Annotated in this window: 12 protein-coding genes and 1 pseudogene; 6 read left to right on the top strand and 7 right to left on the bottom strand. The window is 51.4% G+C overall.

All coding sequences use genetic code 11. From position 1 onward, the window contains the following. Positions 1 to 105: 105 nt before the first annotated feature. Together secD and secF are read left to right on the top strand one after the other, a co-directional pair. Positions 106 to 1,959 (top strand): annotated as a pseudogene (gene secD / locus KMZ15_RS07595) (protein translocase subunit SecD); the annotation flags it as partial. A gap of 103 nt (positions 1,960 to 2,062) precedes the next feature. Continuing rightward, positions 2,063 to 3,004 carry a protein translocase subunit SecF gene (gene secF / locus KMZ15_RS07600; RefSeq protein WP_223692233.1) on the top strand — a complete coding sequence of 314 codons (942 nt, stop codon included), beginning with the start codon at positions 2,063 to 2,065 and terminating at the stop codon, positions 3,002 to 3,004. Positions 3,005 to 3,187: 183 nt separating this feature from the next. Here the strand turns inward: secF and KMZ15_RS07605 are convergent, their stop codons facing one another. The 5 genes from KMZ15_RS07605 to KMZ15_RS07625 all read right to left on the bottom strand — a co-directional run bounded on the left by KMZ15_RS07605 (position 3,188) and on the right by KMZ15_RS07625 (position 10,202). Then, a complete protein-coding gene (locus tag KMZ15_RS07605) occupies positions 3,188 to 8,155 on the bottom strand; it encodes an NACHT domain-containing protein (protein WP_223692235.1) in 4,968 nt (1,655 codons plus the stop codon). Positions 8,156 to 8,276: 121 nt separating this feature from the next. Next, complete coding sequence (locus KMZ15_RS07610; protein ID WP_223692238.1) at positions 8,277 to 8,687, bottom strand: DNA-binding protein; 411 nt, start codon at positions 8,685 to 8,687, stop codon at positions 8,277 to 8,279. Further along, positions 8,680 to 9,297 (bottom strand): nucleotidyltransferase domain-containing protein, encoded by a 618-nt coding sequence (locus KMZ15_RS07615; RefSeq protein WP_223692240.1) that lies wholly within the window; start codon positions 9,295 to 9,297, stop codon positions 8,680 to 8,682. The genes KMZ15_RS07610 and KMZ15_RS07615 overlap by 8 nt, the downstream gene beginning before the upstream one ends. Before the next feature lie 7 nt (positions 9,298 to 9,304). Further along, complete coding sequence (locus KMZ15_RS07620; protein WP_223692242.1) at positions 9,305 to 9,490, bottom strand: hypothetical protein; 186 nt, start codon at positions 9,488 to 9,490, stop codon at positions 9,305 to 9,307. A 139-nt stretch (positions 9,491 to 9,629) separates the two neighbouring features. Then, positions 9,630 to 10,202, bottom strand: coding sequence for a phospholipase D-like domain-containing protein (locus tag KMZ15_RS07625; RefSeq protein WP_223692244.1), 573 nt, complete (start codon positions 10,200 to 10,202; stop codon positions 9,630 to 9,632). A gap of 117 nt (positions 10,203 to 10,319) precedes the next feature. Between KMZ15_RS07625 and KMZ15_RS07630 the strand changes: the two genes are divergently transcribed. Next, complete coding sequence (locus KMZ15_RS07630; protein WP_223692246.1) at positions 10,320 to 11,561, top strand: ATP-binding protein; 1,242 nt, start codon at positions 10,320 to 10,322, stop codon at positions 11,559 to 11,561. A gap of 106 nt (positions 11,562 to 11,667) precedes the next feature. On the opposite strand, the gene KMZ15_RS07635 is transcribed toward KMZ15_RS07630, so the two are convergent. Further along, positions 11,668 to 12,948, bottom strand: coding sequence for an RsmB/NOP family class I SAM-dependent RNA methyltransferase (locus tag KMZ15_RS07635; RefSeq protein WP_223692248.1), 1,281 nt, complete (start codon positions 12,946 to 12,948; stop codon positions 11,668 to 11,670). After that, the gene (purN, locus tag KMZ15_RS07640) at positions 12,945 to 13,589 is read right to left on the bottom strand and encodes a phosphoribosylglycinamide formyltransferase (RefSeq protein WP_223692250.1); all 645 of its coding nucleotides are present in this window, start codon (positions 13,587 to 13,589) and stop codon (positions 12,945 to 12,947) included. The genes KMZ15_RS07635 and purN overlap by 4 nt, the downstream gene beginning before the upstream one ends. A gap of 283 nt (positions 13,590 to 13,872) precedes the next feature. Here purN and KMZ15_RS07645 point away from each other — a divergent pair, with 283 nt between their 5' ends. From KMZ15_RS07645 to lspA, 3 genes are read left to right on the top strand one after another with little or no spacing between them, the layout of a single operon-like run. Next, positions 13,873 to 14,814 (top strand): bifunctional riboflavin kinase/FAD synthetase, encoded by a 942-nt coding sequence (locus tag KMZ15_RS07645; protein WP_223692253.1) that lies wholly within the window; start codon positions 13,873 to 13,875, stop codon positions 14,812 to 14,814. Then, entirely contained in the window at positions 14,811 to 17,651 is a 2,841-nt protein-coding gene (ileS, locus tag KMZ15_RS07650) for an isoleucine--tRNA ligase (RefSeq protein ID WP_223692255.1), read from the top strand. Before KMZ15_RS07645 ends, ileS begins: the two co-directional genes overlap by 4 nt. Then, positions 17,651 to 18,142, top strand: a complete 492-nt coding sequence (gene lspA, locus KMZ15_RS07655) for a signal peptidase II (RefSeq protein WP_223692257.1) — start codon at positions 17,651 to 17,653, stop codon at positions 18,140 to 18,142. Before ileS ends, lspA begins: the two co-directional genes overlap by 1 nt. The last annotated feature ends 95 nt before the right edge of the window (positions 18,143 to 18,237 follow it).

An 18,237-nucleotide genomic window follows, 5' to 3' on the forward strand; every position in this document is an offset into this window, starting at 1 on the left:
ACTCCACCTGCTTATGCCGGTGTTTTGTGACAGCCTTGCAATCAAATGCAGCGCTAAGCAGATGGCTGCGTATTGTGTTTTTCCTTATTCTCACCGCGCCCCTCAATGAACCGCTACCCTCTGTGGAAATATATCGTGATGTTGATGGCACTCGCCATCGGCCTGCTATATACACTGCCTAATTTCTTTGGTGAAACGCCTGCAGTGCAGATCTCAAGCGGCAGGGCAACCGTGAAGATCGATCATGGCGTCTTAAAAAAAGTAGAAGACGCGCTCGCTTTAAATCAAATTGCAGCGATTAACACGACGTTCGATAACAGCGCCAATAACGCTAGCGTACGCATACGGTTGGCGGATACAGATACTCAGCTGCGCGCCAAGGATCTACTTGCCAAAGCCCTCAATCACGATCCCTCTAATCCGGCTTATATTGTTGCTCTAAATTTGCAAAGCGCTTCGCCTAAATGGCTGACAGCGCTACACGCGCTACCCATGTATCTGGGCCTAGATTTGCGTGGCGGCGTGCATTTCTTGTTACAAGTGGACATGGCCGGCGCACTCGCCAAAAAACTCGATACCAGCGCAAGCGATATCCGTACCCTGCTGCGTGAGCGCACTATTCGTAGTGGCGGCATCAGCCGCGTTGAGCAAACCATCCGCATCAATTTTGCCACTGCGGCGCCTGCCGAAGCTACGCGCACCTTGCTCTCAGACAAGTTCAGTGAGTTGCAATGGAACGTGCAAACAGCGGCAGACGGCTATCAGGTGATTGGCGTTTTTTCTCCGAGCGCCCTGCGTACCGTTCAAGAAAATGCTCTGAAGCAGAATATCGCAACGCTGCATAATCGTGTCAATGAGCTCGGTGTGGCTGAGCCCGTGATCCAACAACAAGGGGTGGATCGCATCATTGTCGAGCTCCCGGGCGTACAAGACACGGCTAAAGCTAAAGACATCATAGGCCGCACGGCAACCCTCGAAGCGCGCTTAGTCGAGGTCAACGCGCCGCGTTTCCCCAATCCACGTGATCCAGTGCCGGCGGGTGCTGAACTCTTCACCGAGGGCAACAGCGCTCCTGTGCTCCTCAAAAAACAGATTATCTTTACTGGCGATCGCATCACCGATGCGGCGGCAGGCTTTGATGAACACCAGCAAGCTGCGGTTAAAATTCGCCTAGATGCAGCCGGCGGCCGCGTGTTGCGCAGCGTCTCGCGCGACAACATCGGCAAGCCAATGGCGATTGTGTTATTTGAAAAAGGCAAAGGCGAAGTCCTGACAGTCGCCACGATTCAATCCGAGCTCGGCGAAAATTTTCAGATCACCGGCTCCGCCTCCACTGCGGCAGCCAATGATCTCGCCTTGCTGTTGCGCGCAGGCTCACTGGCCGCGCCAATGGAAATCATAGAAGAGCGCACCATCGGTCCTAGTCTAGGCGCGGATAATATCAAGAAAGGTTTTGATTCCGTACTCTATGGCTTTACCGCTATCGCCCTCTTTATGTTGGCGTATTACATGCTGTTCGGCTTGGTTTCAGTTCTGGCCCTATCGCTTAACCTGCTGCTCTTAATCGCCGTGCTATCGATGCTGCAAGCCACGCTGACTCTGCCAGGCATTGCCGCGATTGCCCTCACCCTTGGTATGGCCATCGATGCGAACGTATTAATCAACGAGCGCATCCGCGAAGAACTGCGTCATGGCGCATCACCGCAAACGGCCATTTCTTCTGGCTTTCAGCATGCCTGGTCGACCATTCTCGATTCAAATGTGACCACCTTAATTGCTGGTCTTGCCTTGCTAGCCTTCGGCTCCGGGCCAGTACGAGGCTTTGCCGTGGTGCATTGCATCGGTATTTTGACGTCAATGTTCTCGGCCGTATTCTTTGCCCGCGGTTTAGTCAACCTCTGGTACGGTGGCCGGCGCAAGCTGAAGTCACTGTCAATTGGCCAGATATGGCGTCCGGCAACGCCCGCCGCCCTCTTCCCGTCTACCGACAATCAGAGTGACGGCAAAAAGGTCAACGCATCGTCGGCTAACCACACTACGTCACGCTGATTCGGAGAGCAAGATGGAATTTTTTCGCATCCACAAAGACATCCCATTTATGCAGCGTGCGTTGATCTTCAACGCAATCTCATTGCTGACGTTCATCGCTGCGGTGTTTTTTTTACTCAGTCGCGGACTGCATTTGTCGGTTGAATTTACCGGGGGGACGGTGCTTGAAGTCAATTACCCTCAGCAGGTTCAGCTCGAGCCGGTACGCGCCACGCTTGGCAAGCTCGGCTATAACGATGCGCAAGTGCAAACTTTTGGCACCTCACGCGACGTATTGATCCGCCTGCCCTTGAAAGCCGGGATGTCATCTGCGCAGCAAAGCGAGTACGTCATCAACGCGCTCAGTGCACACACGCCGCAAGCTCGCCTACAACGGGTTGAGTTTGTCGGCCCACAAGTCGGCAAAGAGCTTGCTGCCCATGGGCTACTCGCCTTACTCTGCGTGGTACTCGGCATTATTGTGTATCTCTCATTTCGCTTCGAGTGGAAATACGCAATCGCAGGGGTGCTTGCCAATTTGCATGATGTAATTATTATTCTTGGCTTCTTTGCATTTTTTCAGTGGGAGTTTTCGCTCTCAGTTCTAGCCGCAGTGCTTGCTGTGCTAGGCTATTCGGTTAATGAATCTGTAGTGGTCTTTGACCGGATCCGTGAAACCTTTCGTAAAACGCGTAAACTCACCGTCATTGAGGTGATTAACCACGCCATCACCAGCACCATCTCACGCACGATTATTACGCATGGCAGCACCCAGATGATGGTATTAGCGATGCTGTTATTTGGTGGGCCTACGCTGCACTTTTTCTCATTAGCGCTCACAATCGGGATTTTGTTCGGGATTTATTCATCGGTCTTTGTCGCCGCCGCGATTGCCATGTGGCTTGGCGTGAAACGCGAAGATCTGATTAAACCGGCTAAGCCTAAATATGATCCGAATGCTGGGGCGCAGGTTTAAGGTTTAGCAGAGTTTTTTAATATTTTTGGCCAGTATGATCGTTCAACTTGACACCCAAAGCCCGTAGCTAAAGCCCCCTCAGAGGCCTTTAGCTACGCCCTGTTAAACCCCACTTTCAACTCTACACAAACATCAAAGGGCTGCTCTCCCTACATTATTAAGCACCGGCGCTTCCAACTTCCTTTAGGTTGATCCCAGCATCATTATTTTCTTGCCCACCTCCCGCAAGCGCGACACAGATCCTCGCTGATCAAGAAGCGCCCTGTTCAACTCGCTTAAGCCTTCTACTCTATGGATCGAGACATCTTTCACTCTCAGCACCCCATGCGGGGACATCCAGCGCTGGCGTATTTTGTATCCGCCACCCTCTCCTATCACCTGCCACTGCCGAACTAAATTATCATCACTCCCAGTCAACAAATAGGAACCCTCAGGCGTCGCTTTCCAGGCTACGCTATTGACTGCCCCGAAAAAATCTTTAATCACCGCCTGACACTGACCCGAGGCAACATCCCACAGTCGCACCGTCTTGTCCTCACTGCCCGAGGCGATCTGCAAACCGCTCGGCGAATACACCACGCTCCTAATTTCTCTGGTATGTCCTTCTAAGGTGTGCCCAAGGGCTCCACTGTGCACGTCCCACACCCGCACCGTCTTGTCATCACTGCCCGAGGCGATCTGCAAACCGCTCGGCGAATACACCACGCTATTAACACCTAAGGTATGTCCTTCTAAGGTGTACTCAAGGGCTCCGCTTTCCGCGTCCCACACCCGCACCGTCTTGTCAGAACTGCCCGAGGCGATCTGCAAACCGCTCGGCGAATACACCACGCTCCTAATTTCTCTGGTATGTCCTTCTAAAGTGTGCCCAAGGGCTCCGCTTTCCGCGTCCCACAGCCGCACCGTCTTGTCAGAACTGCCCGAGGCGATCTGCAAACCGCTCGGCGAATACACCACGCTCCAAACATAGGAGGTATGTCCGCGTAAGGTGTGCCCAAGGGCTCCGCTGTGCGCGTCCCACACCCGCACCGTCTTGTCATCACTGCCCGAGGCGATCTGCAAACCGCTCGGCGAATACACCACGCTCCAAACAGAGTTGGTATGTCCTTTTAAGGTGTGCCCAAGGGCTCCGCTGTGCGCGTCCCACACCCGCACCGTATCGTCATGACTGCCCGAGGCGATCTGCAAACCGCTCGGCGAATACACCACGCTCAAAACATAGGAGGTATGTCCTTCTAAGGTGTGCCCAAGGGCTCCGCTGTGCGCGTCCCACACCCGCACCGTAGTGTCCTCGCTACCCGAGGCGATCTGCAAACCGCTCGGCGAATACACCACGCTAAAAACAGAGTCGGTATGCCCTTCTAAGGTGTGCCCAAGGGCTCCGCTGTGCGCGTCCCACACCCGTACCGTCTTGTCTAAACTCCCCGAGGCGATCTGCAAACCGCTCGGCGAATACACCACGCTAGTAACATAGTAGGTATGTCCTTCTAAGGTGTGCCCAAGGGCTCCGCTGTGCGCGTCCCACACCCGCACCGTCTTGTCATCACTGCCCGAGGCGATCTGCAAACCGCTCGGCGAATACACCACGCTCCTAATTTCTCTGGTATGTCCTTCTAAGGTGTGCCCAAGGGCTCCACTGTGCGCGTCCCACACCCGCACCGTCTTGTCATCACTGCCCGAGGCAATCTGCAAACCGCTCGGCGAATACACCACGCTATTAACGCCTAAGGTATGTCCTTCTAAGGTGTAATCAAGGGCTCCGCTGTGCGCGTCCCACACCCGCACCGTCTTGTCATCACTGCCCGAGGCGATCTGCAAACCGCTCGGCGAATACACCACGCTAGAAACAGCTTCGGTATGTCCTTCTAAAGTGTGCCCAAGGGCTCCGCTATGCGCGTCCCACATCCGCACCGTCTTGTCCCTACTCCCCGAGGCGATCTGCAAACCGCTCGGCGAATACACCACGCTCCAAACAGTGAAGGTATGTCCTTTTAAGGTGTGGATTTTTTTCCAGTTCGAGGCGTCATATACACTGATCTTGCCGTTCTCAAGACCCACAGCACAGGTTTTCCCATCCGGGGAATACGCGCAGGACCTCACCTCGCTCTTTTCTTTGAGAGTCGGCCATTCCCCAAACTGCACTCCGGACATCTGCGCTCCGCTTAAATTGGCATTACGCAGCCATATACGGCGAAGAGTGGCCTTTCTTAAATCCGCCCCTTGTAACTGCGCTGAATCGAATACGCCAAAACTCAGATCTGCACCAGGTATCTGGATTCCCTTTAAATCCGCCTCAATAAACTGCACCCCGGCTCTGACCAGAATCGTCATGGCATTCGCCGCTGCCTGGCGCACACCCGCATCCGTTTTAGAGCGCTCGATTATCGCTAATAGTTGTTTCTTAAATGACGGCTCTTGCCAAACTCGCTCCGTCAACAAACGCACAACCCCCAGATCGCCTACCCAATCCCTTAGCGCTAACGATACGTCTCGCACCTTTCGAGGGGGTGGAACCCGTTGGTTTTCAAAACTATAGACGGAAGCGTTGCTACCACGGCGGAGGTGGGGGACCGGCGCGATGCATTCATCAAACGACTCAAACCACTCAAACAACTCTCGCGCCACAAAATACTCCAGGAGCGATTTATGCATAAACCGGTATTGATTCCCGCTTCGGATCAGCGGCCACGCTTCTCGCAGCAGTGGCTTCTTATCTTCTCGACCAAAAAATGTTTCCTTCCAATTCCTTTGGTCTTTGAACTCTGAATACTCGACTATCGGATTGCCTCCATTCTCTGTATACAGATGCACCGCTAACTCTTGCACAAAGGCGATACCATGCTCGGCAAAGTCATCATCGCTCAACGCTCTAAATATCTCTCTTTGACTTCCCGCTAAATTTTGTGTGCTTAAACGCTGCTGGTTACGCTCGAACCAGCGTCTGACAAAATGCTCATACAGGTCCAGCCGTAACTGCACGGCACTGCGCGCTTTTCCCTCATTTTCCAGAAACGGCAACGCTTCCAGCACCACTTGCAGTAAAAATGGGTTACTCACCAAGTCTTTTAAATGAGGCTGCTCCAGCGCTCCTTGATAGCGTTGCGCTGCCCATCCCATCCCGTTGTGCTCCACATATTTTTTGAGATAGCGATTGCGCTCTTCTGCTGAAAACGGCTCGATCACCACTTCTTCAAATGACGGGTCCTCACCTGGCCGACCCGGATTCGGTTGAAAACGGTTTCGATAATCTTGGCCCAGATATTCGCTGCGACAACTGATCACCATCCGGCCCTGCCAGCCGTCGGACTGGTTGATCCGATTGCTCTGATACAGATTCTGCGTCTGCCGTATCTCATCATAGCCATCTAAAACAAAGACGAACCTTTGTTTTTCCTTCTTCAAGGTCTGAATCTGAAATTCTGACAGCCCTCTTTTCTTTAACGCTTTGCCAATCAGATCGTGCTCAGGCTTGTCAATACTAGGCAAAGAAATAAACAGCGGTATCGCATCATGTTCTTTTTTATTCTCCCATAAGTGTTTTTCTAGGACGCGATTCAACGTGGATTTGCCCGCCCCCGAGTCCCCCGTCAACAACACCACGTGTTTATCCTTGATCAGCGCTTTAACTTTGGATAAAAGGTCAAACGTCTCTGCCTTCCCATCTAAACTCGTTTTGCCACGCGGTTTAACATACAGCTGTTGGGTTTCCGTAAACGCGTCATCTTGTTTGAGCGCAGCGAAATATTGCGCCTTCAGTGCTTCTCGGGGATCCGCATTCAGCACCCATAACTGGTGGTGCTGTTGCTGCACGGTAGAGGCCAGCTGACTGTGGAGTGCTGTGCGTATGTCGTCGAAGATGCTGTCTATTGACTGGGCAAAATCAAGGTAACTAAGTGGAGGCTCTTTTTTTAAACGGGCAATAAAATTGCCATGCCCATCCCAAAACTTGTCCAAAAACGTTTTAGCCTCATCGCTGCTTGCTAACAGTCGTTCAATCAGCTTAAACAGCACGCCCTGCCGACTTTGGTTCGAATACACTTCTTGCCCAGCTTGCGCTTGCGCCTCAAAGCGCAGGCAGTCCTCCATCCGAACGATCGTCGCTGAAATAAATTTCGCCAAACATTGATCATAGCTCCCTTGGGTTAACGAAACTGGGATAATGCCGTGATCCTTCAGATACTCTGCCCGAATTTGCAAAAAGGCCATTTCCGTCAACACATGATGGAACCCTGCTTTATAGTTTTTCTCTTGGGAAAATTTTCTCACCACCTCACGAATTTCTGGGATGTCTGCATTGGCCGGTTGTTCACGATCTTTCAGATAGGCGGCTCGAAGCTCCTGATAAAAGCGATCATAGTCCGGCCATTTTAGATAGCTTCCTAATACCTCAGAACAACAGACGACGACCTTATTGACCGGTTTCACGTCGTCTCTTAGCTGGGTGGGCAACAAACACAACTGATTGGTTAAAATATCTTCGAGCTTGCCATCCTTTTTCAGCGCTTCTGGCGAGTCGGAATATTTTTTTCCCATCGGCGTTTGATCGGAATACAGATTGACTTGGATTTTTGATAGCTTATTGATTAAATATTTAGATGTACTGGCCTCCGCCTTGCCGTATTCGATATTATCGTGCGCATAGACCAGAAACAGGCTAGGTTTATTGGATACCTCTAAAGCGCCCAGCGTTAACAGGGCCTTTTCAAATAGATAATCCACCAGCTCGCTTTTTGCCTGGGTAGGCATTACGCTAGGCGTTGCAGTTTGAGCCAAAACCGGCGCACCGCGCGCAAGCAGCGACGCAGCGGGCGTCGAGGAACATGTCATTTCCTGATAGCCCCATTTTTGCGCCTTTTGATAGCTCACCTGCGCCCTATCGGGTTGCCCTAACTGGTCTAACATCTTGCCGCGCTCAAAGTAAGCTGCGCCGATGTTATTGCGCAGCGTTTGATCAGACAGTATCTCCGGAGAAAGCGCTCGTTTGAAGGCATTTTTTGCTTGGGACAACGAGATTTCCGCCTCATCGCAGAAGATTGAAGCGAGATGCCTATCCTGGGTTTGTCGAGCGTTGTTTAAATAAGTATTGGCAATGTCAAGCATTTGCTCTGCGGAAAGCGAGCTCCGTGATGACGAAAAGATGCTGCCCAACATGGTGTTCTCCCTGTTATTTTCTGCTAGAGCCGTCGACCGTTCCGGCACGCACAGGGAAGTATATCGGCACTTTTCGGGTGCTACCATTCATTCGTTGCTAGCTGAAGCAGCCTAACCGGCTCTATATCAACTCTGGTCTGTTCGCCCTTAGCCAAGCTTCTATATGTATTAACAGCGCCTTTGCGCTTGCGACACATTCCTGCACTGCTGACTCAGGCACCAAATCACCCGAATAATCCAAAAGATTACGCTGTTTCCTTAATGCATCTAGCACAATCACTTGATCCATCTTTAACCCTACCGTCTGTGGCAAAGTCTGAATTGCTATCTGATGATGCCCAGGCTTGCTTGTCAACGTACGGTAGCCATTGGCGTGAAGCGCTAATATCGCCAGTTGCATCACAGCTTTATACGCTGTATCAAACCGATTTTCCTCGCTTAACTCTACGAGCTGAGAGTCCGCTAAATTGCGCTTAGCCGCAGCCAGCAATTTAAGTACCATTGGCCGATTTGGCTCAATGACATCAAACATTCTCCCGACTAAATTTTGCAAAGTCACTGTCATCACCAATCAGAAAAATTTTGGGTTTATTTACGACATCTTGTACGAATGAGTCACCTGCTTCCATTTTGGTTCTCCACTCTTTTACTGTAAATACCTTTGGATTGATCTCCCGCCCTATAGTCGCTTGCACCGGATATAGCAACCGAACAGCTTCCGCAAAACCAAGGGCGCCAATTATCATTACATCCACATCGCTATTTTCGTTCTCTTGCGCCCTTGCAACAGAACCAAACACAAAAGCAATGGCGATTTGTGCCGCTACTGGCATCAGCGCTTGTTCAATCACATGCGCGATCCCAGAGGTCTTACGCATAATAGCGGCTAGCTCGCCATAAATAGGGTTCGCCTGATTAGCGCTATAGACAAGTTGATTGCCACGCTGCTGACGTAGCAAAATACCTGCGCTTGCCAATTTGTTCAGCTCTTTGTGAAGCGTACCCGCCACAGTACCCGTAAGACGCGCAATTTCCCGAACATGATAAGACTGCTCTGGGTGCAGCAAAAGCAAGCCTAAAACATGGCGACGATATCCACCAAAAAGAGTTTGAGATATAAGTTGAAGCATAATTAGCTTCAAATGTAGCCTAATTGACTACGATATGCAATACTGAGAATCCATTGAGTTGTTGCCCATCGGCAAAATCAGATCTCTGAATAGCGAGATTCTGAGTGGCTACCAGTGCAATGGTGATCAGGGTCCAACCCTTTAATTCAATCAATAAGGTGAAATATAAACCAATTACAAAGAATGCGCAAGTGCTTTCAGCCATACCTGTGGGGGCAAATGAATTGTCCGGTTTTTGGGTGGGTTATGGATATCCCCAAACAAGGCGGGTTTCTCTACCACTTGATTGAGTTGATGTGAATCACTCAATTTTACAGAAATTGATCACGGCCTGCCGTCCCGAATTAGTACCGCACAGCCTCATCCGCATGACGTTGCCAATTTTTTGCATATTCACGCGCAAGCGCTGGAAAATCCCGAATAATCAGCATATTCTCTGCATTTTTTTGCTGAGCCGTATACGTAAAATTAAAACTACCTGTAATCAACACTGGATGCGCGCTATTAGCGTCGATTACCATCACTTTGTTATGAGCATTACGATATTTCACTTCTCGGCGAACCCAAATGCCAGCCTGAGCCAGCGCAGATAGGCGTGAATTGCGTGCCTCTTCCAGCCGCGCGGCGTCAACTAATATGCGCACATCAACGCCGCGCGCATGAGCCTTAAGCAAGGCATGAATAATTCGTTTATTTGACAGCAGATAGGTTTGTACCAGAACTTGTTTGCGCGCACGCCGCACAGCAGCCACGATTAATCCCTCAACATTATCGCGTGGCACAAACGCAGCCTGCACCGTGCCTTGCGCCTTCAGCACTACAGGTGGCATGTAGTTAATTGATATGCGAGCATCGCTTGCAGTCACTAACGATGCCGTCAAGACAAGCAATGTACTTAAACTAAAAAGAGCCTTCATGATTCGATCACAGGAGTTTATAATCCGGATTGGACGAGCTTTTAATCCAAATTAGACGAGCTTACAATCCGAATTGGACGGGAGTTAAATCCATATTAGACGGAGTTTAAATACGAAATGGCCGGGACTCATTTAACCCTTTTTCCGCGGTTTGCCATCGAGCGCATCCTCACGGCGCTTAAAGACACCCCAGTGGTGATGGTCAACGGCCCGCGTCAGTGCGGCAAAACCACCTTGGTTCGCCAGTTTACCAGCACGGGCCATGTCTACATTACGCTTGACGATGACACAGTGCTTGCGGCTGCTCGCAGCGACCCAAGCGGATTTGTGCGCCAACTGGATTATGCCATTATCGATGAAGTACAGCGGGCCCCCGAGCTGTTACGCGCAATCAAAAAGGCGGTTGATGATGATCGCCGGCCCGGGCGCCTCCTGCTCACTGGCTCAGCCAATATACTCACTCTGCCGACAGTATCAGAGAGCTTAGCTGGACGCATGGAAATCGTGCAACTGTTGCCCCTTTCGCTCACTGAGATCAACAGTAAAAAGCCAGCATTCTTAGCTCATGCATTTGCTGGCGCCCTTGTGCAGCCAGCAGAAATAATGCTCGATCATGCACTTGTGCAAACCGTGTTGACTGGCGGTTATCCAGAAATGTTTGTGCGTCAAAATCCAAAACGGCGCCAAGCATGGCGACGTGATTACCTGCATGCGCTCTTACAGCGCGATGTGCGAGACGTCGCAAAGATTGAGAAATTTGACCTTTTACCGCGTTTGCTACAAATTCTCGCCCACCACTCTGGGCAATTGCTCAATTTCACCCAGATTGCGGGCCAACTTGGCCTTGATAGCAAGACGGCAAGTAAATATTTGGCTGTTTTCGAGCAATTATTTCTTGTTTATCGCCTCAAACCTTGGTTCCGCAATCAGCTTAAACGAGTTATCAAGACGCCCAAGCTACATTTTTTTGATGCCGGATTACTGGCCAGTATACTAGGTGCAACACCTGAACGAATTGCAGAAAACCACACCCTATTCGGTCCGCTCCTTGAGACTTTCGTTGTCTCTGAAATAATGAAGCAGATCACATGGAGCGATGAAACGTATACGCTCCACCACTATCGAGATAAAGAGCAAGATGAAGTAGATCTTGTGGTTGAAAACGAAGTAGGCGCCGTGCTTGGTATCGAAATTAAGGCATCCGCTTCGATCTCTGCCAGTGATTTCAAAGGGCTGCGCAAGCTAGCTCATATCTGCCAAGATGACTTTAAGCTCGGGATTGTTTTTTATAACGGGGAGAACATCGTTCCGTTTGGGGATCGTCTATTCGCCGCGCCTATATCCTGCCTTTGGGGATAAGCACTGCTTTCTCACGCGCTACATGGGTCAACAAAATACGGAAGGCCCCCGATACACAGAGTTCGGGGGAGATCTAGCAAGATGAATTTAAGCTCGAGATGGCCTTTTATTCAACACGCCGCTCAAGCACCGCAGCAAAAAAACCATCTGTCATATGTCGGTGCGGCCATAGCGATAAATAATCGCCGGTATCAAGATCGATATGCTGTCCGGCAAACACCCCACTAGCGGGGATTAACTCAAACCCCGGATGCGCTGCCAAGAAAGCTTCAACCACGGCTTCATTTTCTGCCGCAAGCAAGCTGCAGGTTGCATAAATCAAGCGTCCACCTGGCTTAACCAGACGCGCCGCGCTCGCCAGAATTGAGGCTTGCTTAAGCGCCAACTCAGCCACTGACGCAGGCGTGTGTCGCCACTTAAGGTCAGGATTACGGCGTAGCGTGCCTAAACCACTGCATGGCGCATCAATCAAAACCCGATCAATCTTGCCAGCAAGCCGTTTGATCTTGCTATCGTGCTCACTATCCAGAAGCACAGGATGGACATTAGACAGACCGCTTTTTGCCAGCCGGGGCTTGAGTTTGGCCAGGCGCCTATCGGCCACATCAAAGGCATACAAACGCCCGGTAGAGCGCATCAGCGCTCCTAGCGCCAGTGTTTTGCCACCCGCTCCCGCACAAAAATCTACCACCATCTCACCTCGTTTAGGCGCGACCAGATGGCACAGTAACTGACTGCCTTCATCTTGCACTTCAAAGTGACCTTGCTCAAAAGCCAGCAGACGGTTTAACGCGGGTTTACCTGTCACGCGCACGCCAAACGGCGCAAATGGGGTCGCCTGTGCTTCTATGCCAGCTTCAGCCAGCGTAGCAATCACTTCATCACGGCTTGCTTTGAGGGGATTGACCCGCAAATCAAGCGTCGCGGGGTAGTTGAGCACGGTGGCCAGGTGTTTGTATTCATCGGCGCTAAAACCCTTGCCGGAGAGTTGCTCACTGAGCGCTGTCTCAAGCCACTCCGGCAAATTCATTTGAATCCGTGGAGGTAAGCTTGCCGGATCAATTTTTGCGACGCGCTCAAGCCACTCTACCTCAGCAGCAGATACAGAAGGCAGCAGTGTTTGCCGTCCCACTGTTTGCATCAGCCCAAGCAGTGCAAGCCGCCGAGTAGGCCGGTTGCTGCCGCTTTCAGCCAAATGCGCAAACTCAAGCTTACGGCGCAAGACTGCAAATACCGCTTCAGCAATGAAGCCACGTTCAGCATGGCCAAGCTTTGGCTGGGAGCGGAAAAAACGGCTGGTGACGACATCTGCCGGGCCGGTAAATTTCAATAACTCATTGAGCAATGTTTCGCTTTGATCGATGAGCCAAGGAGGGAGTTTTCTCATATTGAGCCTTCGGGGGCAATCAGCCATTGGGGGTCAGGTGGTATCAATCTCACGCGCGCGCCATCAAGCATCAGCCGGTCTTCGACAAACCAGCGTACGACGCGCGGATAGAGGATGTGTTCGCTCGCCAAGACGCGTGCGGCTAGGGTTGTCTCGTCATCATCCACCATTACAGGTACGGCGGACTGGGCAATAATCGGCCCGCCATCGAGTTCTGAGTTAACGAAATGGGCCGTCGCGCCATGGATTTTGACACCGGAATCTAACGCGCGCTGATGCGTGTTTAAGCCACGAAAGCTCGGTAACAATGAGGGATGGACGTTCAGTATGCGGTTTGCGTAACGCTCAACGAAAGCTGCTGTTAAGACCCGCATAAAACCCGCTAATACAATCAAATCTGGCGTAAATGAATCAATTGCTTCAGCCAGCGCTGCTTCAAACAACGCGCGCTCAGGATACGTCTTTGAATCAACGGTCACCGCCGCAATCCCTTGCGAGCGCGCGAAGATCAGACCTTTTGCATCGGCCCGATTTGCAATTACAGCCGCAACGCGTGCAGGCCAACGCTGCGCTTCACAGGCGCGCACAATCGCTTCCATATTGCTGCCGCGCCCGGAAATTAGAATCACAATTTTTTTCATTGACGGATTTTAACACCAGAGACGGCCGATTCATTCCCTCTGAGCGTAATAAGTACCCAGTGCTATACTTGTTATCTTCCTCTTCTGAGCTAGCCGAAAAACAGGATAGCTCGATTAAACGGTTAAACAGCACGAAAAGCAGTGGATAGGCAAAAATTGGGTTTATGGCAGCATCGAAGCGGCAATTGTCAGATCATTTGCGCAACCGAAAGTGTCCAATCAACAATGGTTATCATCAATCGGTCACAGCACATAAATAGATGGCACATAATAGAGGCTGAATGTGAGAGTGTTTAGAGGCCTTTCGAACGCGCGCAGCAAAACACCATGCGCCTTAACTATTGGCAATTTTGATGGCGTGCACCGCGGCCATCAAATGCTGCTAGCGCATATGCGCGAACAGGCTCAGCAACGAGGCTTGCCGGTTTGCGTGATGACTTTTGAGCCACATCCACGCGAATTTTTTAATGCGGCCAGCGCACCGCCACGCATTGCGCTGTTGCGTGACAAGCTTGAAGCCTTGCGCCTGTGTGGCGTGAACCAGGTGATTGTTGAGCCATTCAATGCTACTTTCGCGAGTCAAGCTGCGGCGACTTTTATCGAGCGCGTCATCGTACAAGGCCTAAATACACGCTGGCTCTTAGTGGGCGATGACTTTCGTTATGGCGCAAAACGGGCTGGCGATTTCGCTACCTTACAAACCGCCAGCAAGCAATATGGGTTTGAGGTCGAGAAAATCGCCACTATTACCAATGGCAATCTACGGATCTCTAGCTCTGCTGTACGGGCCGCCTTGCTCACGGGAGATCTGGCCAGCGCCGGCGTTTTGCTGGGTCGTGCCTATATGATTAGCGGTCATGTCATACATGGCAGAAAATTGGGGCGCGAGCTTGGTTTTCCGACCTTGAATTTTCGCATAGCGCCCCAACGCTTAGCGCTTAGCGGCATCTTTGCGGTACGTGTGCATGGACTAGCCCCAAACCCATTGCCTGCTGTCGCCAGCCTTGGCATACGACCTACGGTGGATGATTCGGGCCGGACGTTGCTCGAAGCGCATGTCCTCGATTGGCAAGGCGACGCTTATGGCAAACTAGTGCGAATTGAATTCCTGAAAAAATTGCGCGGCGAGGAAAAATATGATGGCCTTGCCACCTTACGCGCCGCGATTGCGCGCGACGTAGACAATGCGCGTACATTCTTCATCTCCTCTGATCAGAAACTATGAGCGATAAAAAAGCGGATGCAAAACCAGTTGCAAAATATCCGGTTAACCTCCTAAACACCTCTTTTCCAATGCGCGCTGAGCTACCCAAACGCGAACCGCAATGGATCAAAGCATGGCAACAAAAAAAGGTGTATCAAAAAATTCGCCAGATTTGCAAGGGGCGCCCGCAATTTGTCCTGCACGACGGCCCCCCCTATGCCAATGGCGATATTCACCTTGGCCATGCGGTTAACAAGATCTTGAAAGACATGATTGTGAAAGCGCGCACGCTGGCTGGCTTTGATGCCGCCTATGTGCCGGGCTGGGATTGTCATGGCATGCCGATCGAAATTCAAATTGAAAAAAAGTTTGGCAAAGCACTGCCCACTGCCGAAGTGCAGCGCAAAGCGCGCGCTTACGCGAATGAACAGATCGAGCGGCAAAAGACTGCATTTCAGCGCTTAGGGGTACTCGGCGATTGGGAGTCACCTTATCTCACGATGGATTTTGCCAATGAGGCTAATGAAATCCGCGCCTTCGCCAAAATTCTCGAAAAAGGATATATCTTTCGTGGCCTAAAACCTGTGAATTGGTGCTTTGATTGCGGCTCGGCCCTAGCCGAAGCGGAGGTCGAATATCAAGATAAAACCGATCCCACGATTGATGTTGGCTTTGCTTTCGCCCAACCAGAAAAAATCGCACAGGCATTTGGGCTCACCACGTTACCCCAAGCAAACGGTTGGATTGTCATCTGGACCACGACCCCGTGGACCATTCCGGCGAATCAAGCGCTGAATCTCCATCCAGAGTTTAGCTATAGTTTGGTTGACACGCCACGTGGCTTACTGATTCTGGCTACCGAACGCGTTGAAACATGCCTACAAGCGTATGGGCTCAGCGGCACGATCATTGCATCGGCGCCAGGTAAAGCGCTAGCAGGGCTCCATTTTCATCATCCGCTGGCCACTGCGCACGAAGCCTATCAACGGACTGCGCCCATCCACCTTGGCGATTATGTAACCTTAGAGACGGGCACGGGGGTGGTTCACTCAGCACCGGCCTATGGCGTTGAGGATTTTATTTCGTGTAAAGCGCATCACATCCATGATGAGCAGATCATTAACCCGGTGCTCGGCAATGGCCATTATGCTGAATCGCTGGCCCTTTTTGGCGGCCTGTCGATTTGGCAAGCGAATCCTAAAATTGTCGAAGCCTTAGACCAAGCTGGCGGGTTATTCAAAACCGAAATGTATACGCATAGCTATATGCATTGCTGGCGGCATAAAACACCCATCATTTATCGTGCGACTTCGCAATGGTTTGTGGGCATGGATCTAGTCCCTAAGGAAGGCGGCAAAACTCTGCGCGCCGCCGCCTTGGAAGGCATTGAGGCGACACATTTCTACCCGGCCTGGGGCAAACAGCGGCTATTTGGCATGATTGCTAACCGTCCCGACTGGACGGTCTCGCGGCAACGTCAATGGGGCGTACCGATCGCTTTTTTTGTGCATAAAGAAACTGGCGAGCTCCATCCTAATATGCTGGCCCTGCTTGAAGAAATCGCCCAACGCGTTGAGCAGGGCGGCATTGAAGCATGGCAAGCGCTTGATCCGCGTGAGTTACTCGGCGATGACGCAGATCACTATGAAAAAAACCGCGATACGCTCGATGTTTGGTTTGATTCTGGCACCACCCATTGGCATGTACTACGCGGCTCTCATCAGGATCAGCTTACCTTTCCAGCTGATTTGTATTTAGAAGGATCCGATCAGCATCGTGGCTGGTTCCATTCATCGCTGTTAACCGCGTCTATGCTTGATGGCCAGCCGCCTTACAAAGCCCTGCTCACGCATGGCTTTACTGTCGACGGACAAGGCCGCAAGATGTCAAAGTCGCTCGGCAATGTGATTGCGCCGCAGCAAATCACTGACACCCTGGGTGCTGAGATTATTCGGCTCTGGGTCGCATCGACCGACTATTCAGGCGAGTTATCCATTTCCGATGAAATCTTAAAACGCGTCGTCGAGAGTTATCGACGCATCCGTAATACGCTGCGCTTTTTATTGGCCAATTTGTCTGATTTTGTATATGCGCAGCACGCTCAACCGATCGCTAGCTGGCTTGAAATGGATCGCTATGCGCTGGCAATGTCAGCGGCTTTGCAACGCGAGATTCTCGTGCATTACGAGCAATATGAATTCCAGCCAGCGCTAGCAAAGCTCCAAACCTTTTGTTCAGAAGATTTGGGGAGTTTTTACCTGGATATCCTTAAAGACCGCCTCTATACCGCAGCGCCAGATGCGCCCGCACGGCGCGCCGCGCAAACCGTGCTGTATCACATCACGCAAAGTCTGTTGCGGATGATTGCGCCTATTTTATCCTTTACCGCCGAAGAAGCATGGCAAGTCCTAGAGCCGGACGCAGCCACCATTTTTACCGAAACTCATCACACATATCCAGCCGTCGAGCACGCTGAAACACTGATCGCCAAATGGCAACTGGTGCGCACGGTACGTAGTGAAGTCACCAAAGCACTTGAAGCTGCTCGCACCAGTGGTCAGATCGGTTCATCGTTGCAAGCCGAGGTGGAGTTAAGCATGAGCGGCGTGCGTTATGAGACCTTAGCAAGCTTAGGCGACGACTTAAAATTTATTTTGATTACGTCCGCCGCGACCGTCGTCAAAGTTGAGCAGGAAAGCGATGAAGGCATCTATGTGACCCCTTCTGCGCATCACAAATGCGAGCGTTGTTGGCATTATCGTAGCGACGTCGGCACAGAATCCGCCCATCCCACCCTCTGCATGAGATGTTTTAACAATCTATTTGGCGCTGGCGAACCTACGCGGAGGGCGGCATAATGGCAAACCAACACAATCGCGAAACACTCATACGTTGGTTAGGGTTAGCGCTGGCCATTATCTTGTGCGACCAGCTCAGCAAGCTCTCAATCATGCACACTTATGCTTATGGCGAGTCGCATCCGCTGACTTCATTTTTTAATCTAGTCCTGGTCTATAATCCAGGCGCGGCTTTTAGCTTTTTAGCGAAAGCCGGCGGCTGGCAACGCTGGGCTTTTATTGCGTTGGGCATAGCTGCAGCACTTTTTATCACTTACTTACTTAAACGGCACAGCGGCCAAAAGCTTTTTTGCACTGCGCTGTCTCTCATTCTTGGGGGCGCGCTTGGCAATGTCGTCGACCGGCTGTTATATGGCCATGTCATTGATTTTCTCGATTTTCATTTTCGGGGCTGGCACTGGCCAGCCTTCAACGTGGCCGATAGCGCGATTACGTGCGGTGCAATTTTGCTGATTATCGATGAACTGCGGCGTGTTCGTCGCGCACGCTAAAGCAATAGAGGTGCGGCGCCGCAATCACGAACGCACGGCTGATGAGGCCATGCTCATTTAGGCTGATGACGCCATGCTCAGTTATTGTGCGAAAC

The organism is Mycoavidus sp. HKI, from assembly GCF_020023735.2.
Taxonomy (GTDB): Bacteria; Pseudomonadota; Gammaproteobacteria; order Burkholderiales; family Burkholderiaceae; genus Mycoavidus.